At 66.9% G+C, this 20095-nt stretch carries 17 protein-coding genes; 4 read left to right on the plus strand and 13 right to left on the minus strand.

Going from position 1 to position 20095, the window contains the following annotated elements; translation table 11 throughout:
* Positions 1–40 precede the first annotated feature (40 nt).
* From H610_RS0111130 to H610_RS0111140, 3 genes are all read right to left on the minus strand, one after another.
* Positions 41–811 carry an outer membrane protein OmpK gene (locus tag H610_RS0111130; protein ID WP_028239739.1) on the minus strand — a complete coding sequence of 257 codons (771 nt, stop codon included), beginning with the start codon at positions 809–811 and terminating at the stop codon, positions 41–43.
* Between the two features lie 46 nt (positions 812–857).
* The gene (locus H610_RS23740) at positions 858–2366 is read right to left on the minus strand and encodes a uracil-xanthine permease family protein (protein ID WP_051231674.1); all 1509 of its coding nucleotides are present in this window, start codon (positions 2364–2366) and stop codon (positions 858–860) included.
* Positions 2367–2578: 212 nt separating this feature from the next.
* The gene (locus H610_RS0111140; RefSeq protein ID WP_028239740.1) at positions 2579–4129 is read right to left on the minus strand and encodes a cation:proton antiporter family protein; all 1551 of its coding nucleotides are present in this window, start codon (positions 4127–4129) and stop codon (positions 2579–2581) included.
* A 482-nt stretch (positions 4130–4611) separates the two neighbouring features.
* Between H610_RS0111140 and H610_RS0111145 the strand changes: the two genes are divergently transcribed.
* On the plus strand, positions 4612–5037 hold the full coding sequence (locus H610_RS0111145) for an organic hydroperoxide resistance protein (RefSeq protein WP_028239741.1): 426 nt from the start codon (positions 4612–4614) through the stop codon (positions 5035–5037).
* 26 nt (positions 5038–5063) lie between these two features.
* Positions 5064–6074: an alpha/beta hydrolase gene (locus H610_RS0111150; RefSeq protein WP_028239742.1), complete on the plus strand. Its 1011-nt coding sequence runs from the start codon at positions 5064–5066 to the stop codon at positions 6072–6074.
* 240 nt (positions 6075–6314) lie between these two features.
* Here H610_RS0111150 and H610_RS0111155 read toward each other — a convergent pair whose 3' ends face one another.
* From H610_RS0111155 to puuE, 6 genes are all read right to left on the minus strand, one after another.
* Positions 6315–7667: a nucleobase:cation symporter-2 family protein gene (locus tag H610_RS0111155; RefSeq protein ID WP_028239743.1), complete on the minus strand. Its 1353-nt coding sequence runs from the start codon at positions 7665–7667 to the stop codon at positions 6315–6317.
* A 145-nt stretch (positions 7668–7812) separates the two neighbouring features.
* Positions 7813–9102: a urate hydroxylase PuuD gene (locus H610_RS0111160; RefSeq protein ID WP_028239744.1), complete on the minus strand. Its 1290-nt coding sequence runs from the start codon at positions 9100–9102 to the stop codon at positions 7813–7815.
* A gap of 49 nt (positions 9103–9151) precedes the next feature.
* Positions 9152–9655 (minus strand): ureidoglycolate lyase, encoded by a 504-nt coding sequence (locus H610_RS0111165; protein WP_028239745.1) that lies wholly within the window; start codon positions 9653–9655, stop codon positions 9152–9154.
* 206 nt (positions 9656–9861) lie between these two features.
* On the minus strand, positions 9862–10857 hold the full coding sequence (gene alc / locus H610_RS0111170) for an allantoicase (protein WP_028239746.1): 996 nt from the start codon (positions 10855–10857) through the stop codon (positions 9862–9864).
* Between the two features lie 38 nt (positions 10858–10895).
* The gene (uraD, locus tag H610_RS0111175; protein ID WP_028239747.1) at positions 10896–11411 is read right to left on the minus strand and encodes a 2-oxo-4-hydroxy-4-carboxy-5-ureidoimidazoline decarboxylase; all 516 of its coding nucleotides are present in this window, start codon (positions 11409–11411) and stop codon (positions 10896–10898) included.
* Positions 11408–12337, minus strand: a complete 930-nt coding sequence (gene puuE, locus H610_RS0111180) for an allantoinase PuuE (protein ID WP_028239748.1) — start codon at positions 12335–12337, stop codon at positions 11408–11410. The genes uraD and puuE overlap by 4 nt, the downstream gene beginning before the upstream one ends.
* Before the next feature lie 358 nt (positions 12338–12695).
* Between puuE and uraH the strand changes: the two genes are divergently transcribed.
* Entirely contained in the window at positions 12696–13049 is a 354-nt protein-coding gene (uraH, locus tag H610_RS0111185) for a hydroxyisourate hydrolase (RefSeq protein ID WP_028239749.1), read from the plus strand.
* 966 nt (positions 13050–14015) lie between these two features.
* Here the strand turns inward: uraH and H610_RS0111190 are convergent.
* Together H610_RS0111190 and H610_RS0111195 are read right to left on the minus strand one after the other, a co-directional pair.
* Positions 14016–14645: a LysE family translocator gene (locus H610_RS0111190; RefSeq protein WP_028239750.1), complete on the minus strand. Its 630-nt coding sequence runs from the start codon at positions 14643–14645 to the stop codon at positions 14016–14018.
* A 95-nt stretch (positions 14646–14740) separates the two neighbouring features.
* Positions 14741–16087 carry an NCS2 family permease gene (locus H610_RS0111195; protein WP_028239751.1) on the minus strand — a complete coding sequence of 449 codons (1347 nt, stop codon included), beginning with the start codon at positions 16085–16087 and terminating at the stop codon, positions 14741–14743.
* Positions 16088–16497: 410 nt separating this feature from the next.
* Here H610_RS0111195 and H610_RS0111200 point away from each other — a divergent pair, with 410 nt between their 5' ends.
* The gene (locus H610_RS0111200; protein ID WP_028239752.1) at positions 16498–17262 is read left to right on the plus strand and encodes a GntR family transcriptional regulator; all 765 of its coding nucleotides are present in this window, start codon (positions 16498–16500) and stop codon (positions 17260–17262) included.
* 457 nt (positions 17263–17719) lie between these two features.
* Here the strand turns inward: H610_RS0111200 and guaD are convergent, their stop codons facing one another.
* Positions 17720–19018, minus strand: a complete 1299-nt coding sequence (gene guaD, locus H610_RS0111205) for a guanine deaminase (protein WP_028239753.1) — start codon at positions 19016–19018, stop codon at positions 17720–17722.
* A 126-nt stretch (positions 19019–19144) separates the two neighbouring features.
* Positions 19145–19972, minus strand: coding sequence for a xanthine dehydrogenase accessory protein XdhC (xdhC, locus tag H610_RS0111210; protein WP_028239754.1), 828 nt, complete (start codon positions 19970–19972; stop codon positions 19145–19147).
* Positions 19973–20095: the final 123 nt, after the last annotated feature.

Consider the following 20095-nt stretch of genomic DNA (forward strand, 5'->3'; position numbering starts at 1 on the left):
CTTTCATCGGCCCTCGCCTACCCGCCGACGACCCATCCGGCTAAAAGTGCACCTTCACCAGCAGGCTGGCGGTGTTCTGGTCGGTCCGGAAGGGCACCGAGCCGTCCTCGATGCCGAACTTGTTCTTCCAGTAGTCGTACTCGATGCCGACGTAGAACTGCTTGGCGCCCCAGTTGAGGGCCTTGCCCAGGTCGTACTTGATCTGCGGGTTGAAGTGCAGGTTGGCGTGGTAGCTCTCGTCGTTGTCGACCACCCAGTCCATGAAGCCGTCGATGCGGATGTCCGAGCGGCCCACCGGGATGGTGTAGGACCAGGCCGGGGTGATCTGCCAGACGCCATCGCCGTCGCGGTCGCCGTCGGTGTGGCGGCGGTAGAAGTTGAGGGTGAAGAAGTCGAAGCCGGGGATCGCCAGGTCGAAGCCGGGCCCGATCAGGTAGGACTCCACGTCGTCCTCGCCGAACTCGTAGGTCATCGCCAGCAGCACGTCGGTGACCGGGCCGAACTTCAGTTCGGTGCCGCTGATCTTGCCGAACGACAGCCGCGGCGAGATTTCGCCGTACAGGCTGCTGTCGTCCTCGACGTCGCCATTGAAGTGCAGCGAGTCGACGAACACGAAGGCGTCGCCGTACTTCCAGCTGTTAGCGTATTCGAAGGTGACGGTCTGCTGGATCTTCGGGTTGACCTTGAAATCCTTCCCGTAGAGGTAGGTCAGGCTGAAATCCTGCCAGTACAGCCAGTCGTCGGACATGGCCGGGCCGGCGAGCAGGCCGCCGGCGGCGGCGAGGCAGAGGGCGGAGCGCTTGAGCTTCATGCGGTGGTCCTTGTTGTTTTTGTCGAAGCGGCTTTTGGGATAGGGGTCAACCGGGCGTAGGGGCGTGACCGACGCCCGGGGCGCCGTCGCGGCGCTGCGGGTTCTGCTCGTCCTGCCCGGGGTACTCGGGAATGTTCACCGCCAGGGTGTGGGTGCCGATGACGTCCTCGACCAACTCGTCCGGGTCGAAGGCGTCCTGCTCGGTCTCGTCGCGCGGCAGGAACAGGTTGAGCAGGATGGCGCTGAAGGCGCCGATGGTGATCGGCGAACCGAAGATGTTCTTCAGCACCTCGGGCATGGCGCTGAGCACTTCGGGCACGCTGGCCACGCCCAGCCCCAGGCCCAGCGAGATGGCGACGATGAGCATGTTGCGGCGGTGCAGGCCGGCTTCGGCGAGGATCTTGATCCCGGCCAGGGCCACGGTGCCGAACATGATCAGGGTGGCGCCGCCGAGCACCGGCTTGGGCATCATCTGCAGCACGCCGCCGACGACCGGGAACAGCCCGAGCAGGATGAGAATGCCGGCGATGTAGAAGCCCACGTGGCGGCTGGCCACGCCGGTCAGCTGGATCACGCCGTTGTTCTGGCTGAAGGTGGTCATCGGCAGGCTGTTGAACACCGCCGCAGTGGCCGAGGCGCAGCCGTCGGCGAGGATGCCCGACTTGATCCGCCGCATGTAGACCGGGCCCTTGACCGGCTGGCGCGAGATCATCGAGTTGGCGGTCAGGTCGCCGGCAGTTTCCAGCGGGGTGATGAGGAAGATCACCGCGATCGGGATGAAGGCCATCCAGTCGAAGGCGAAGCCGAACTTGAACGGCTCCGGCACGCTCAGCAGCGGCAGGCCGTCGAGCCGGGCGAAGTCCACCTTGCCCAGGTACCAGGCGACCAGGTAGCCGATGGCGAGCGCGATGAACACCGCCGACAGCCGCAGTACCGCCCACTTGAAGCGGTTGAGCGCGACGATGATGCCAATCACCAGCCCGGCCAGCGCCAGGTTGGGCAGGGCGCCGAGGTCCTGGGCGCCGAAGCCGCCGGCGATGTCGGTCATCGCCACCTTGATCAGCGACAGCCCCATCAGGCAGATGATGGTGCCGGTCACCACCGGGGTGATGACCCGGCGCAGCCTGCTGATGCACTGGCTGAAGGCGATCTCGACGAAGGCCGCGCAGAAGCTGACGCCGAACAGCGTGGCGAGGATGTCCTCCGGCGAGCCGCCGCGGCCCTTGACGATGAAGCCGGCGCTGAGCACCGCGCTGAGGAAGCCGAAGCTGGTGCCCTGCAGGCACAGCAGCCCCGAACCGATCGGGCCGATGCGCTTGGCCTGGACGAAGGTGCCGAGCCCGGAGACGAACAGCGCCATGCTCACCAGGTAGGGTACGTAGGCGCCAAGGCCGAGGGCGCTGCCGACGATCAGGGTAGGAGTGATGATGCCGACGAAGCTGGCCAGTACGTGCTGCAGCGCGGCGAACAGGGCGGGAAGCGGAGCGGGACGGTCGTCGAGCCCATAGATGAGCTCGTTCTGCGGAGCGGTGCTCCGGCTTTGGTCTGCGGTCATGTCTAGCCTGCCAATTGTTGTTGTTCGGTCATGGGCTGGTAGGGCGTCGGCCCTGTTTCCGTCCGGCTAAAACTTGGCCGCCTGGACAGGTTTGCGCGCCACTATAGCAACCTGTAGACAGGGCAATAAACAAATAATTGCCTGATTGTGCACAATCAGTCGACAGCCGGGTGACGCCGGAAAGGCGGCACGCCGGCGTGCCGCCGCCCGGGTCAGGCACGCGTCTGCAGGTCGTGCGCGACGTGCTCGGCGAGCCCCGTGCCGGCCTCGCTCATGGTCAGGTAGGTGCGGTCGGCGCCGGCTTCCTGGATGCGCCGGGCGATGTCCTTGTACATCGCATGGGAGACGATCAGCCCGTCGAAGCCGCGGGCGCGCAGCTTCTGCGTGGAAATGATCTTCGCCTCTTCGTCGTTCATCGCCATGATCACCGCCTGCACGTTCGGCATCTGCAGGTTGTCCCACAGGATCTGGTCCTCGGCGTCGGCGAACAGCACGTTGCGCCCGTCCTGCACGTTGCTGTCCACCGCGACCGGGTCGGAGTCGATGCTGACCACCCGGTAGCCCTTGTGGAACAGGTGGTCGTAGGCCGCGCGTCCGGTGCGGCCCATGCCCATGACCAGGATCTGCGCGTCGCCGAGCGAAACCGGCTGTTCGTCGGGGTGGCGGATGTCGCGCTCCAGCGGGATCAGGCGCCGCGCCAGGCGGTCGTAGAGCAGATGGGACATGCGGTTGAGCGGTGCCGACACCACGAACGACAGGGACACGGTGATCGCCAGCGGGATCAGCCACTGCGGCATGGTCACGCTCGCCACGATCAGGCCGAACTCGCTGTAGTTGGTCAGGCTGACGCCGCTGAGAAAGGCGCTGCGGGCGCGCAGGCGGAAGGCCAGGAAGAGGAAGAAGAACAGCGCGCCCTTGAGCGGCAGCAGCAGCGTCATGGCCACGGCGAAGGTCAGCGCCTGGGCATCCGGCAGCCCGCCGATGCCGATCTGCAGGAAGAAGCCGATCAGGAATACCTCCTTGATGCTCCACAGCGCGCTGGACAGCTCGCCGGCGCGCGGATGCTTGGCCAGCATGGCGCCGAAGGCCAGCGCGCCGAGCTCGGAGCTCAGGCCCAGCGTCTCGAAGCCGTAGCCGCCGACCACCAGTGCCAGCAGCAGGCCGAGCAGCACCATCAGCTCCTCGTGGCCGCTGGCGTCGAGCAGGCGGAACAGCACGGGGCGCAGCAGCGGCAGGAGCAGCACGGCGAACGCCCAGGCCGAGGGCACCTTGCCGCTGGTCAGGCTCATCACCAGCAGGGCGATGAGGTCCTGGATGATCAGCACGCCGATGGCGACCCGGCCATGGAAGGCGCGCAGCTCGCGCTTGCTCTCCAGCGCCTTGGCCGCGAGCACGGTGCTGGAGAACGACAGCGCGATCGACAGCATCAGCGCCTGCGCCCAGGTGGTGTCGGCCAGCAGCAGGATCGCCGGCGTCAGCAGCAGGCTGGAGACCAGGAAGTGCAGCACGCCGCCGCCGATCACCTCGCGGCGCACCAGGTTGCTCGGCTTGAGCTTCAGGCCGACGGTGAACAGCAGGAGCAGCACGCCCAGGTGCGCGATGTGCTGCAGCACCTCGCTGTCGTGCGGGTCGAGGCCGATCTCGCTGCCCACGGCCGCCAGCGCGAAGCCGGCCGCGAGGTAGCCCACCAGCGGCGGCAGTCCGATGGAGCGGGCGCCGAGGCCCAGGACGAAGGCAAAGGCGATCCAGGTGGCTTCGAGCATGGGCAGTCCTTCTTCACGGAAACGGCCGCGCATTGTAGTCGCGGCGCCGCGAAGCCGGCAGTTGCATTTGGTCGAGGGGCGTGGCCTGGCGCAAGCGGGGCGGAGCGAGGCCGGGCTGCAGGAGCAGGCTCGCCCCTCTTCCCCGGAGAGGACCGGGATGAGAACTGGGCGGCCCGATGCGCCTCATCCCGCCGCTCTGCCTCCGCTCACTGGAGCGCAAGCAGAGCCTGCTTCTGCGCACGGCCATGACCACACCTGCCTGCAACCCCGTCATCCGGGCTTATGCCTGTCCTGCAGCGCAAGGGAAGAAAGCGATCCAATAAATTACTTGTGCGCAAAATAAATGAGCATTAAGGTTCTCCCCGTGGAACAAGCTTGCGCGCCAAATATTAGTTGGCAATCAAAACGCGACGCCTGTTTCTTATCGATGGCCAGCCACCAGGGCCGACCCCAACCGTTTCATTCAAAGAGGAACACTCACCATGTCGATCGAAAGCGTTCTCTACCGCGCCTCTGCCGAAGCCACCGGCGGCCGCGACGGCCGTGCCATTTCCTCCGACGGCGTGCTCGACGTGCGCCTAGCCACGCCCAGGGAGCTGGGCGGTACGGGCGGGCAGGGCACCAACCCGGAACAGCTGTTCGCCGCCGGTTACTCGGCCTGCTTTCTCGGCGCGCTGAAATTCGTCGCCGCCCGCGACAAGCACAGGCTGTCGCCCGAGACCTGGGTCGAGGGCTTCGTCGGTATCGGCGCCATTCCCACCGGCTTCGGCATCGAGGTCGAGCTGAAGATCACCCTCCCGGACATGGACCGCGAAGAGGTGCGCCAGCTGATCGAGAAGGCGCACATCGTCTGCCCCTACTCGAACGCCACCCGCGGCAACATCGACGTCACCCTGACCCTGGCCTGAGCGGCATCGCAGAGGAGCAACGCAGCATGAACATCAAGCAGACCCTTTCTCTCGCCATCCTCTCGCTGTCGGCCAGCGCCGCGCTCGCCGCCGGCAGCCCCGGCGTCGAACGCCAGACCCAGGCCTTTCTCGAGGCGCTGGAAAAAGGCGGCGGCAAGCCGATCGAGCAGTTGTCGCCCAAGGACGCCCGCGCTGTCCTGAGCGGCGCCCAGGCCGGTGCCGCGCTGCCCGAGGCGGATGTCAGCGAACGCACCATCGAGGTGGACGGCCAGTCGATCCGGCTGAACATCGTTCGCCCCGTCGGCGCCAAGGGCGAGTTGCCGGTCTTCATGTTCTTCCATGGCGGCGGCTGGGTGCTGGGCGATTTCCCGACCCACGAACGGCTGATCCGCGACCTGGTGGTGGCGTCCGGCGCGGCGGCGGTCTATGTGGACTACACGCCTTCGCCCGAGGCGAAGTACCCGACCGCCATCAACCAGGCCTACGCCGCCACCCGGTGGGTGGCCGAGCATGGCCGCGAAATCCAGGTCGACGGCCAGCGCCTGGCGGTTGCCGGCAACAGCGTCGGCGGCAACATGGCGGCTGTGGTCAGCCTGATGGCGAAGGACAAGGGCACCCCGGCGATCCGCTTCCAGGCGCTGCTCTGGCCGGTGACCGACGCGAGCTTCGAGACCGCCTCGTACAGGCAGTACGCCGAGGGCCACTTCCTGACGCGCAACATGATGAGCTGGTTCTGGGACAACTACACCACCGATCGGAAGCAGCGCGCCGAGGCCTATGCCTCGCCGCTGCGGGCGGAGCTCGAGCGGCTGCGCGGCCTGCCGCCGGCGCTGGTGCAGACCGCGGAGTTCGACGTGCTGCGTGACGAGGGCGAGGCTTACGCGCGCAAGCTCGATGCTGCCGGAGTCCCGGTGGTGGCGACCCGTTACAACGGCATGATCCACGACTTTGGACTGCTCAACGCCCTTGGCCGGTTGCCTGGCACGCGGGCGGCCGTCGAGCAGGCCGGCAACGCGCTGAAGACCCACCTGCAGTAAGCCCCGGCAACGCACCGACCCCGACCGTCCCCAGGCGGCCGGGGTTTTTCGTGTGTGTCCAGAAGCCCGGCAGTATGGCGCTACGAGGCCGCATGGGGGTCGCAAGCAGAGCTTGCTCCTCCAGGAGCGGGGCCGGGCTGTTCCGCTTCAGCCCACCAGCAGCAGGACGAAAAAGAAAGGTCGCAGACAGAACCCGCCCCTGCAGGTGGGGGAGCTGCAGAGGCAGGCTGCCGGCGACCGTCAACCGTGGGCGCAGCCGCTGGCCTGTTCGCCGCTGCGGCCGCCGAGCACGTTGAACAGCAGGTTGAGGGTCACCGCGCTGAGCGTGGCCATGGCGATGCCGGAATGGGTGATCGGCTCCATCCAGTGCGGCAACTGGGCGAACAGCTCGGGGCGCACCACCGGCGCCATGCCCAGGCCAATGCTGACCGCCACCAGCAGCTGGTTGCGCCGGTCGCCGATGTCGGCTTCCTGGAGGATTCTGATGCCGGTGGCCGCGACCATGCCGAACATCGCCAGCCCGGCGCCGCCGAGCACCGCCGGCGGAATCGAGGCGACCAGGAAGGCGGCCTTCGGCAGCAGGCTGAGGCTGATCAGGAACAGCCCGGCGACGGCGGTGACGTAGCGGCTGCGCACGCCGGTCATCTGCACCAGGCCGATGTTCTGCGCGAAGGACGAGTGGGTGAAGGTGTTCATGAAGCCGGCCAGGAAGGTGGCGCCGGCGTCGCACAGCAGGCCGCGGCGCAGCAGACGCGGATCGACCTCCTGGCCGGTGATCTTGCCCAGGGCGAGGAACATGCCGGCCGACTCGACGAAGATGATCACCACCACCAGGCACATCGACAGGATGGGCGCGAGCAGGAACTGCGGGGTCCCGAAATGGTTCGGCTCGACCAGCTGCACCGCCGGTGCCGCGGTCAGCCCGCCGAGCTCGACCATGCCGCACAGCCCGGCCAGCGCGTAGCCCAGCGCCATGCCGATCAGCACCGAGACGTTGACCCAGAAGCCGCGCAGGAAGCGATTGACCAGCAGGATGGTGGCCAGCACCGCGCCAGCGATGGCCAGATAGGGCAGGGCGCCGAATTCGTCGGTGGCGCTGCCGCCGCCGGCCCAGTTCACCGCCACCGGAAACAGCGACAGGCCGATCGAAGTGATCACCGTGCCGGTCACCAGCGGCGGAAAGAAACGCACGATCCTGCACACGAAGGGCGCGATGGCGAGGCCGAAAGCGCCGGCGGCGATGGTCGCGCCGAAGATGCCGGTCATGCCGACGCCCGGCATCCCGGCCATCACCACCATGCTGCTCACCGCCGCGAAGCTGGCGCCCATCATCACCGGCATGCGGATGCCGACCGGCCCGATGCCGAGCGATTGCACCAGCGTGGCGATCCCGGCGACCAGCAGGTCGGCGTTGATCAGGAAGGCGATCTCCTCGCGCGAGAGCCCGGCGGCCTGCCCGACGATCAGCGGCACGGCGACCGCGCCGCCGTACATCAGCAGCACGTGCTGCAGGCCCACCAGCAGCAGCTGCAGCGGGGGAAGACGCGGTTCCTCGGGGCGCACCGGCCGGGCCGGTCGATTCAGGCGGTTCATGGCGAAGACCTCGGGCTATTGTTCTTGGATGTCGAGGGCCTGGCAGGCACCAGGCGGTTGTGAGGGTGATCGGGAGCGTGCGCCTCTGGCGGAAAGGAGGGGAAAACGAAAAGGCCGCGCCGGAATGCGGCGCGGCCTCGTCGGGTTACCTGATCGGAGCGCCCTTGGCGATCCAGTCGCCGAGCAGGTCGCGTTCCTCCTGGGTCATCTGGGTGATGTTGCCCAGCGGCATGATCTGGCTGGCGACCGACTGCGCGTGGATCTTCGCGGCCAGCTGCTTCATCTGCTCCGGCGTGTCGAACATCACCCCGGCCGGGGCGGCGGCGAACATCGGGCTGCTCGGCTGCGCCGAATGGCAGACGGTGCAGCGCTCGTGGATGACCTGCTCGACCTGGGCGAAACCTTGGCCGCCGGCCGCGGCTTGCTGCTGGTCGATGCTGGTTTCGCGCGGGCTCTGCTCGGCGGCGTTCGGTAGGCCGCCCTGTTCGGCGACGCTCGCCTCGCGCGGGCTGACGGTCGCCACGTTGGGCACGCCGGCCTGGTGGCTGGGCGAGGTGACGAAGGCCAGGCAGATCATCCCCACCGCGCCGGCGGGCAGCGCCCAGGCGAAGCGATTGTTCTCGTGGCGGGTATTGAAGTAGTGCCGCACCAGCACCGCGCACACCGAGATGCCGGCGAGGATCGCCCAGTTCCACTGGCTGCCGTAGGTGCTCGGGAAGTGGTTGCTGATCATGATGAACAGCACCGGCAGGGTGAAATAGTTGTTGTGCCGCGAACGCAGCAGGCCCTTGGCCGGCAGCACCGGATCGGGCTCGCGGTTCTCCTCGATCGCCTTAACCAGCGCACGCTGGGCCGGCATGATGATGCGGAACACGTTGCCGACCATGATGGTGCCGATCAGCGCGCCGGTGTGGATGTAGGCCGCGCGACCGCTGAACAGCTGCGAGTAGCCGTAGGCGGCGAGCACCACCAGGCCGAACAGCACGACGCCGAGCAGGGCCGGGCGCTTGCCCAGCGGCGAGTCGCACAGCAGGTCGTAGACGAACCAGCCGACGATCAGCGAGGCCAGGCCGGTGAGCACCGCGGCGGCCGGGCTCAGGTCGCTGCCGGGGGCGATCAGGTAAAGGCTCGGGTTCAGGTAGTAGACCACCGTCAGCAGGGCCACGCCGGACAGCCAGGTGGTGTAGGCCTCCCATTTGAACCAGTGCAGGTTGTCCGGCATCTTCGGCGGCGCCAGCTTGTACTTCTCCAGGTGGTAGATACCGCCACCGTGGATCGCCCAGAGATCGCCGGACAGCCCTTCGCGAGGGTTGCTGCGGTTGAGGTTGTTTTCCAGCCAGACGAAGTAGAAGGACGCACCGATCCAGGCGATGCCGACGATCATGTGAATCCAGCGGATGAGCAGGTTGAGCCACTCGGTCAGATGAGCATCCATTTTTACGCACCTCTTCCCGGCCTTCGCACGCGAGGGCCGGGCTTTCTTATTAGGGTTGGGGGTCGAGGAGAAGCTGGTCGCTCTCCGGAAAGAAGAACTCGTCGCAGTTGTTGCCGGAACCGCTGCGATCGACCACCAGGAATTCATCCCGCTTTTCGATCGTCAGCACCGGGTGGTGCCAGACGCCGCGGTGGTAATTGACGCCCTGCCTGCCGTTGCTGCGGAAGGCGCGGACGTGGCCCGGTACAGGTGCATCGCCAAGTGGCGCGACCACGACCAGAAAGGGGTTGCCGAGCAGCGGAATGAAGGCCTGGCTGCCCAGCGGATGACGTTCGAGCATGCGGATGACCAGCGGCATCTCCAGGGCCTCGGCGCTGAAGATGTTGATGATCGCCTTATCCTCCGGCTGCGCGGTCTCGACCGTGGCCAGCTTGTGATAACGGCGGGTCGAACCGTTGTTGATCATGAAGTAGTCGCTGCCTTCGGTCTCGATGACGTCGCCGAAGGGGGCGAAGGCTTCCTTGGTCAATGGCTCGATGGTCAGGGTACGCATGGTTTACTCGTTGCTGATTCGGTTGAAAGTCCGTTGCCCCTCACCCTAACCCTCTCCCCTGAGGGGAGAGGGAATGGCACGGTGCGGGGCTGAGGTATTTGCCCCCTCTCCCCCTTGGGGAGAGGGCTGGGGTGAGGGGAAAACCGCCCCCCGGCTTCGCCATCTGTTCTCCTGGTGGGCTGAAGCCCACCCTACGGGTGCCCGGGTTAGCGCGCCACCTTGCCGAACAGGCGCAGCCGGCTGACGCCGCCGTCCGGGAAGATGTTCAGGCGCACGTGGGTCACCGGGCCGAGCCTGGCGATCTGCTCGACGAATTCGTGTTCGGCGTGCATCGACAGCTTCTGGCTCGGCAGCAGTTCGCGCCAGAACAGGCTCTGGGTCTCGATCTGGCTGTCGGTGCCGCCCTTCACGTAGGCCGCCTGGATGCTGCAGCTGTCCGGGTAGTTGCCCTTGAAGTGCAGGGTGTCGACGACGATGCGCTCGATTTCGCCCGGATGGCCGAGGGCGACGATCACCCAGTCGTTGCCCGGGGTGCGGCGCCGCGCGGTTTCCCAGCCGTCGCCCATGTTCTCGCCGCGGTTCGGGTTGAGGATGTTGCTCATGCGCCCGAAGTGCTCGTCGGAGCAGGCCAGCGCGCGGCCACCGTTGAGCGCCGCGGCCAGGTCGACCTGCTCGTTGTCGCCGACGTCGCTCCAGTCGCGGTAGGGGATGCCGTACACGCGCAGGCGCGCCACGCCGCCGTCGGGGTAGATGTTGAAGCGCAGGTGGGTGAACGGCTGGTCGTGGCCGATCTCGTGGTAGTGGTGGCTGTTGCCCTTGAGCTCGACGGCCGGTAGCACCTCGGTCCAGACCGTGGCGTCGGTCGGATCGCCCTCGGCGACGAAGCAGGCCTCCAGCGACGCCGATGGCGGGTAGTTGCCGGTGAAGTGGCTGGTGTCGATGTCCACGCCCTTGATCGAGCCCGGCACGCCCAGGCGGATCACCGCATGGTCGTAGCCCTCGAAGCGCTTGCGGCGCGACTCCCAGCCGTCCATCCACTTGCCGTTGTCGTCGAACACGCCCTCCTTCCACACGGCCGGGGTCGGCTGGAACAGCCGGTTGACGTCGGCGAACCAGTCGTCGGTGACGAAGATGGCCTGGGTGCCGAGGCGGGCGTCGGCCAGGTTGACGTATTTCTCGAAGGGTACGGCGTAGCTTTTCATCGGTATCTGCCTTGATGGTTGGTCGCGGGTCCGGCTGGTTACAGCTGCTCGAGGCGGAACTTCGCGATCTTGTTGATCTCGGCCAGGGCGCGGGTGAACTCCTGCTCGGGCGAGTGGTGGATGCGTTCTTCGAAGGCGGCGAGGATCTGGTGCCGGTTGCTGCCCTTGACCGCCATGATGAACGGGAAACCGAACCTGGCCTTGTAGGCGTCGTTCAGTTCGGTGAAACGGGCGAACTCCTCCGGCGTGCACTCGTGGATGCCGGCGCCGGCCTGCTCCGAGGTGCTGGAGGCGGTGAGCTCGCCACGGACCGCGGCCTTGCCGGCCAGGTCCGGGTGCGCGTTGATCAGCGCCAGCTGCGCGTCGCGCGGGGCGCTGAGGAGAATGTCGGCCATGCGCTGGTGCAGCGTCTCGATGTCGTCGAGGCTGGCGTCCACGCCGCGGTCGTAGGCCTGTTCGGCGACCCAGGGCGAGTGCTCGTAGACGTCGGCGAAGGCGGCGACGAACTGCTCGCGGCTCAGGGTGGACGGGGTCAGGGTCTGGAAGCGGCTCATTCGGCGCTCTCCTTCAGCGGATGGGTGGCGTGCCAGTGGCGGGCGATGTCGACGCGGCGCGCGAACCAGACCTTCTCGTGGCCCTTCACGTAGTCGATGAAGCGGGCCAGCGAGGCGATCCGGGCCGGGCGGCCGAGCAGGCGGCAGTGCATGCCGATCGAGAGCATCTTCGGCGCGCCGGCCTGGCCTTCGGCGTAGAGCACGTCGAAGGCGTCCTTCAGGTAGTTGAAGAAGTCGTCGCCGCTGTTGAAGCCCTGCACCTGGGTGAAGCGCATGTCGTTGGTGTCCAGCGTGTAGGGGATCACCAGGTGCGGCTTGTCCGGGGTCGATTCCGGGTCCCAGTAGGGCAGGTCGTCGTCGTAGGTGTCCGAATCGTAGAGGAAACCGCCTTCCTCGCGGACCAGACGGCGGGTGTTCGGGCCGGTGCGGCCGGTGTACCAGCCGAGCGGACGTTCGCCGGTCAGCTCGGTGAGGATGCGGATCGCCTCGAGCAGGTGCTCGCGTTCCTGGGCCTCGTCCATGTACTGGTAGTCGATCCAGCGGTAGCCGTGGCTGCAGATCTCGTGGCCGTCGGCGACCATCGCCCTGATCACCTCGGGGTGGCGCTGGGCGGCCATGGCCACGGCGAAGATGGTCAGCGGGATGTGCTGTTCACGGAACAGCCGCAGCAGGCGCCAGACACCGGCGCGGCTGCCGTATTCGTAGAGCGACTCCATGCTCATGTGGCGCACGCCCTGCAGCGGCTGCGCGGCGACCATCTCGGAGAGGAACGCCTCCGACTCCTTGTCCCCGTGGAGGATGCAGCGCTCGCCGCCTTCCTCGTAGTTGAGCACGAAGGACAGCGCGATGCGGGCGTCGCCCGGCCAGTGCGGGTGGGGGGGATTACCGGCATAGCCGATGAGGTCGCGTGGGTAGTCGGCGCTCACTGTGTGTCTTCCTGTATCCGTTAGGGTAGGTCGCCAGGCGCTTCCGGCTGACGCGACCGCTGTGAGCCAATTGTATACAAACGAATTTGCAGTTTGTAAATCGGAAAAATCCGACGTCTGTCGGCCGCAAAGGATGCACGAGCCATGCCGCATCGCTATGAAAAACCGATTCCGGTGGATAGGTCGGCGTTTCCGATGCGAATCCTCGATTGCCAGGCTGTCGCATGGATTGTGTACAAAAATCATTAAATTTGTCTTGCAGGCATCCGGGCGCATGCTATGCTCCAGCTCACTTGCCCACCATCGAACAGCACAGGAGGCAGGGCCCGCGCGCTTTCGCGCCAGTGCCTGACACCCTATGGGACGTTTGACCACACACGTACTCGATGCCGCCCACGGCTGCCCCGGCCGCGACATCGTCGTGGACCTGTATCGCGTCGACGGCGACCGCCTGGAGCACGTCGCCAGCCGCACCACCAACGACGACGGGCGCTGCGACAGCCCGCTGCTGGAGGGGGATGCCTATCGTTCGGGCGTCTACCAGCTGCAGTTCCGCGCCGGGGACTACTACCGGGCGCGCGGCGTCGCGCTGACCGAGCCGGCCTTCCTCGACGTGGTGGTGCTGCGTTTCGGGGTCGACGCGGGGCAGGATCATTACCACGTGCCCTTGCTGATTTCTCCCTATAGCTATTCCACCTATCGGGGCAGCTAGCTTCTACCAAGCGTGATGACTCTCTGAGTCCTTTGCACCCGCCCTCGTGGCGGGTTTTTTTGCCCTGGCGGGCGTGGGGGGCGAGCCTGTGGCAGCGGTCTTGACCGCGAAGCTTTTAGCCTGCGGGGCAGGGCGAAAGCGCCGTACTGTGCAAACACTCCGTAGCGTTGTGTAGGCGCGAGAGGGACGCCGAGTTCTGGCTCGTGAATGGGCATGGCACAAGCCTACGTGCACGCTCGTCGCGCTTTCTTCGGCTCGGGACTATAGTTGCGCCTCGCACGGCGCCTTACTTTTTTCAGTCGCGAAAAAAGTAAGCAAAAACGCTTGCCCCTTCATCCGGGTCAGGTCGCTGCGCGCCCTGACTTCCCTCGCTCCGGCGCCGCTCCAGGGGCCCGCCGCGAAGGGCCATCCATGGCCAGTCGCGGCTTTCGCGGCATCCATGCCGCTCAACCCCTTCCACGACACCTGCGCTCGGCCTCCTGCAAGGGGCGTTTGGTGTCGCCTGTTGGTCCACGTACAAAGCACAGAGAGCAAGCAACGTTTTAGCTGCACGAATCTTCCAGGCGACTCGGACCTATTCCCCGTCAGGAGGCCGAGCGCAGGCGTTGCGCAGGGGGACGCGAGGCATGGACGCCGAGCGAGGAACGACGGGACAGGGACGTCCCGTCGTGACGGCCCCCGGAGCGGCGCCGGAGCGAGGGGAGTCCGGCCGCGCAGCGGGCGGACCCGGATGCCGGGGTGGCCTTCTTTTTTTGGTTACTTTTTCTTGGCCAGACAAGAAAAAGTGACGCGCCGTGCGAGGCGCAACCTGTCGTTCGGGCCGAGGAAAGCGCGGCGTGCCTGCACCCGAACACGCGCCTACACCCGAACAAAAGCCAAAAGCTTCGCGGTCCAGATTGCTCCCACAGGGGCTCCGGCGTTTTTGCTTAAGGATCGGGTAAATGCCATCCGGCACAAACACCCCCCTCAGCGACTCAGCAACGAAGCCGCCCCGGCGCCCCCGAACAGTGCGGCGCTCACCCGATTGAACCAGGCATGCCCCTGCCCGGTGCGCAGGTAGCGCGCTGCGCCCTGGGCGCCGAGGCCGTAGGCCAGCTTGCAGCACAGGTCCAGCACCGCCCAGGTGGCGATCATCGTCAGCAACTGCGGCGCGAACGGGCGGCCGGCATCGAGGAATTGCGGCAGGAAGGCGGCGAAGAACAGGATGTCCTTCGGGTTGCTCGCGCCCAGGACGAAGGCGCGCCAGAACAGCGAGGCGAAGCGCGGGGTCGGCAGTGCCGCGTCCAGAGTGGTCGGCGCGGCAGGAGCGCGGCGGGCGTCCTGCCAGCTCTGCCAGGCGAGGTAGAACAGGTAGAGCGCGCCGACCAGTTTGAGGGCGCTGAACAGTCGCTCGGAGGCCATCAGCAGCGCGCCGAGGCCAAGCGCCGAGGCGCTGAGCAGGCAGGTGGCCGCGCAGACGCCGCCGAGGAAGGCCGGATAGGAGCGGCGCACGCCGTAGTTCAGGCTGTTGCCGATCATCAGCAGCGACAGCGGGCCCGGTATCAGGATCACCACCAGCGCCGCGCCGGCGAACAGCAACCAGGTTTCCACGCTCATCGTTTCACTCCTTCCCACAAGACAAGGCCCCACCGCGGGGGTGGGGCCGGTTGATCCGCCAGTCGAAGCCCACCGGCCAGGCCGGCGGGCGAGCCTCAGAGGAAGGCGAACTTGGCGATGAATATGACACACAACACGTACAGGCTGATCGACACCTTGTCGCGCTGGCCGGTGAGCAGCTTCAGCGTGGCGTAGGTGAGAAAGCCCAGGGCGATGCCATTGGCGATGGAGAACGTCAGCGGCATCATCACCACGGTCACGATGGCCGGGATGGTGTCGGTGTGGTCCTTCCAGTCGATGTGCGCCATGCCGCTCATCATCAGCATGGCGACGTAGATCAGCGCGCCGGCGGTGGCATAGGCGGGAATCATGCCGGCCAGCGGGGCGAAGAACATCGCCACCATGAACAGCACGCCGACGGTCACCGCGGTGAGGCCGGTGCGGCCGCCGGCGGCGACGCCCGAGGCGCTCTCGACGTAGCTGGTCACCGGCGGGCAGCCGACGAAGGCGCCCACCACGCTGGAGGTGCTGTCGGCCTTGAGCGCGCGCGACAGGCCCTGGATGCGGCCGTCCTCGTCCACCAGCTGGGCGCGATGGGCGACGCCCATCAGGGTGCCGGCGGTGTCGAACATGTTGACGAACAGGAAGGCGAGGATAACGCTGACCATCGCCACGTTGAAGGCCCCGGCGATGTCCATCGCCAGCCAGGTCGGCGCCAGGCTCGGCGGCATCGACACCAGGCCGTTGTACTCCACCAGCCCCATGGCCCAGCCGATGCCGGTGACCGCCAGCATCGACAGCAGGATGGCGCCGAACACCTTGCGGTGGCTGAGCACCGCGATCAGCAGGAAGCAGATGGCGGCGAGCAGCGCGGTGGGCTCCTGGAACGAGCCCATGGTGATCAGCGTCGCCGGGCTGTCGACCACGATGCCGGCGGTCTTCAGCCCGATCAGGCCGAGGAACAGGCCCACCCCGGCGCCCATGGCGAAGCGCAGGCTCATGGGGATGCTGTTGAGCAGCCATTCGCGGATGCGCGACAGGCTCATCAGGGTGAACAGCACGCCGGAGAGGAACACCGCGCCCAGCGCGATCTGCCAGCTGTAGCCCATCTCGCCGACCACCGTGTAGGTGAAGAAGGCGTTCAGCCCCATGCCCGGCGCCAGGCCCACCGGCCAGTTGGCGTACAGGCCCATCAGCAGACAGCCCAGCGCGGCGCCGATACAGGTGGCGACGAAGGCCGCGCCGTGATCGACGCCGGCATCGGCCATGATGTTCGGGTTGACGAAGATGATGTAGGCCATGGTGACGAAGGTCGTCAGGCCGGCGAGAAGCTCGGTACGGACGCTGGTGCCATGTGCGCGGAGCTTGAAGAGTCGGTCGAGCCAGCCGCTACGAGCGGTATGCAGGCCGGACGCCTGCTGTTCCTGCTTGGTTGTGTCCACAAGGGGTTCCTCATCGTTCTTGTTGTCGATCACCCAGAGCGCGCGCTCTCGAGGGTAGGGGGTGACGTTGCGCCGCACCTTCCGTTTCGGATTTAACTTGACCGAGAGGTCAGAAAGGCTAGTGGCGATTATGGTTTTGTATACAAGAAATGCAAGCGCGTTCTCGGCCCTTTCGTCCGTCGTTGGCCAGTACTGACGCGACATTCGAGGCCATGCATGCCAGGGCTGCGGACCAGAGGGTGCAGGCGATGGTGTGGAAGTTGGGAGTTGAAGCAGGGGAGTGAGCGAAGTTGGTGCGATTTTTTGTGTACGAAAAAAGCTCATACTTTCGATATTTTTCGCCGCAAAGGCTGCCCGGCGAGCTGCTGAGGCAGTAAAGTTCGCCGGGCCGACAGTCGCGAACCGAACCCATGAACGAACAGCTGCAGCCTCTCAAGAAGCCATCCCGCGCGGCCAAGGGTCGGACCGGGACCCAGGACGACATCGTCTACGCGCACATCTTCGACGCCATTCTCGAGCAGCGCCTCGCGCCCGGCACCAAGCTCAGCGAGGAAGCCCTGGGCGAGATCTTCGGGGTCAGCCGGACGATCATCCGCCGGGCGCTGTCGCGCCTCGCCCACGAAGGCGTGGTGCTGCTGCGCCCGAACCGCGGGGCGGTGGTCGCCAGCCCGAGCGTCGACGAGGCCCGGCAGATCTTCTACGCGCGCCGCCTGGTCGAGCGCGCCATCACCGAGCTGGCGGTGGAGCACGCCACCGCCGAGCAGCTGGCCCAGCTGCGGCAGATGGTCACCGACGAGCGCGACTGCTTCGCCCGCGGCGACCGCGGCGCCGGCATCCGGCTGTCCGGCGAATTCCACCTCAAGCTCGCCGAGGCGGCGAAGAACGCCCCGCTGGTGAGCTTCCAGCGCAGCCTGGTGTCGCAGACCTCGCTGATCATCGCCCAGTACGAGGGCGGCAGCCGCACGCACTGTTCCTACGACGAGCACAACGAACTGATCGACGCGCTCGAGGCCAGGGACGCGGAGAAGGCCGTGCGCCTGATGATGCACCACATGGACCACATCGACAGCAAGCTCAACTTCGAGGAAGACAGCGCCTCGGACGACCTGCACGCGGTGTTCTCGCACCTGCTGCAGGGCAAGAAGAAGCTCCGCCCCGCCGGCCGCAAAGGCTGAGGGCGCCTGTGGCGGGCGATGCCTGAGGCGCCTGTGTCGGCCTGACAGGCCGCGCCTGCATCCATGACCCTGGCACCGCCCCTCTGGGTACCGGCCTTCGCCGGTACGATGGGTAGGACGGTGGCCCGTAGCCGGTAGGGTGGGCTTCAGCCCACCAACACGGGCCTGCACCGGAGCGACCTGGTGGGCTGAAGCGGAACGCCGCCCGGCCCACCCTACGCGAGGTCGGACACCAATTCACCTTCGCCGGTGCACGCTGCGTCCGGCGGCGAAGGTTTCCCGTACGGCGCGGTCGCCCTCGCCGGTACGACGGAGCAGCGCGGTGGCACCCTAGGTTGGGTTGCGCGCAGGTCCGTAGGGTGGGCTTCAGCCCACCGACGCAGGCCTGCACCGGAGCGCCGTGGTGGGCTGAAGCGGAACGCCGCCCGGCCCACCCTACGCGGAGCGCCCCAGTGCCTCAGCGCCGGTGCACGCTGCATCCGGCGGCGAAGGTTTCCCGTACGGCGCGGTCGTCGCCGAGGATCATCAGGGCGAAGAGTTTTTCCTGCAGGGTTTTCGCCTGGCCCAGGCGGTACTCGATCAGCGGCGTGGCCTTGTAGTCCAGGACCACGAAGTCGGCGTCCTTGCCCGGCTGCAGGTTGCCGATGCGGTCGTCCAGGTACAGCGCGCGCGCGCCGCCCAGGGTGGCGAGGTAGAGCGCCTTGAATGCATCGAGCTTCTGACCCTGCAGCTGCAGCACCTTGTACGCCTCGTTCAGGCTCACGAGCTGCGAGAAGCTGGTGCCGCCGCCCACGTCCGTGCCCAGCCCCACGCGCACGCCGAAGCCTTCCACCTTGGCCAGGTCGAACAGGCCGCTGCCGAGGAACAGGTTGGAGGTGGGGCAGAACGACACCGCCGACCCGGTCTCGCCGAGGCGCTTGCATTCGTCATCGCACAGGTGGATGCCGTGGGCAAACACCGAGCGCGGGCCGATCAGGCCGTGGTGGTCGTAGACGTCCAGGTAGCCCTTGCGCTCGGGGAACAGTTCCTTGACCCATTCGACCTCCTGCCTGTTCTCGGAGATGTGGGTGTGCATGTAGAGGTCGGGAAATTCGGCGAACAGCTTGCCGGCCAGGGTGAGCTGTTCGGGCGTGCTGGTCGGGGCGAAACGCGGCGTGACGGCATAATGCAGGCGGCCCTTGCCGTGCCAGCGCTCGATCAGCTCGCGGCTGTCGGCATAGCCGGACTCGGCGGTGTCGGTGAGAAACTCCGGCGCGTGGCGATCCATCAGCACCTTGCCGGCGATCATCCGCAGGTTGCGCTTCTCGCAAGCCTCGAAGAAGGCATCCACCGACTGCTTGTGCACCGTGCCGAACACCAGCGCGGTGGTGGTGCCGTTGCGCAGCAGCTCGCCGAGGAACAGCTCGGCCTGCTCGCGGGCGTGCGCCATGTCGCTGAAGCGGCCTTCGTTGGGGAAGGTGTAGGTCTCCAGCCAGTCGAGCAGCTGGGTTCCGTAGGAACCGATCACGCCCACCTGCGGGTAATGGATATGGGTATCGATGAAGCCGGGGGTGATCAGCGCGTCCGGGTAGTGCTGCACCTCGACGCCGGCCAGGCGCGGCAGCAACTGCTCGGCCGCGCCGATCTCGGCGATGGTGCCGTCCTCGACCACCAGCACGCCGTCCTCGAAATATTCGTAGGACGCCTCGACGCCGACCTCGCGGGGGTCGGCCAGGCAGTGGAGCAGGGCGGCACGGTAGGCTTTGCGTTGGGACATGATGGTTCTCGTCAGGTTTTTGTCTGGCTTGGGGGCGGGCCGATGGCCCGCCGTCGCCGCGAGGGCGCGCCTCCCACAAGGCGGCAAGGGACCCTGTGGGAGGCCCGACCTCGGGGCGATGTTCGCTCAGCTGCGGCGCGAGGCCGGCAGCAGCTGGGTGACGCCGGCGCCGCCCTGGTGCTTTTCGCCGAAGTCGGCGTTGTAGGTGGCGATGATCTCGCCGGCGATGGACACGGCGATCTCCACCGGCAGCTTGCCCTTCACGTCCGGCAGGCCCATCGGGCAGCGCATGCGCTGCAGGGCTTCGGGCTGGAAGCCGCGGTCGCGCAGGCGGTGCTCGAACTTGACGCGCTTGGTCTTCGAGCCGATCAGGCCGAAGTAGGTGAAGTCGTCGCGCGCCAAGATCGCCGCGGTGAGTTCCAGGTCCAGCGGGTGGTTGTGGGTCATGACGATGAAGTAGCTGCCCGGCGGCATGCTCGCCACCTCGTCGACCACTTCCTCGCTGACCACCTTCTGCACGCCGCGCGGGATCTGCCCGGGGAACTCGTCCTCGCGCGAATCGATCCAGCGCACCTGGCAGGGCAGGCCGGCGAGCAGCGGCACCAGCGCGCGGCCGACGTGGCCGGCGCCGAACACGGCGATGCGCGCCTGCGGCTGGCCCATCGGCTCGAGCAGTACCACCGCGGCGCCGCCGCAGCACTGGCCGAGGCTGGCGCCCAGCGAGAAGCGCTCCAGGCGGGTCTCGCGGGTGCGGCTTTCCAGCATCTCGCGGGCGATCTGCTGGACCCTGTATTCCAGATGGCCGCCGCCGATGGTGTCGTACAGCCGGGCGCGGCTGACCACCATCTTCGAACCGGCGTTGCGCGGGGTGGAGCCACGCTCCTCAACGATGGTGACCAGAACGCAGGGTTCGCCCTGCTGCTGCAGTTCGGCCAGGGCGTCGATCCATGTGATCATCTGTCGTTCTCCGATGCCCGGTGGGCATGCGATCGTTCGTGTCATCGGTGGCGGCGGCGGATCTGGTGGGCTGAAGCCCACCCTACGGGCCGGTCACTCGTAGGGTGGGCTTCAGCCCAC

Source organism: Stutzerimonas azotifigens DSM 17556 (assembly GCF_000425625.1).
Lineage (GTDB): Bacteria > Pseudomonadota > Gammaproteobacteria > Pseudomonadales > Pseudomonadaceae > Stutzerimonas > Stutzerimonas azotifigens.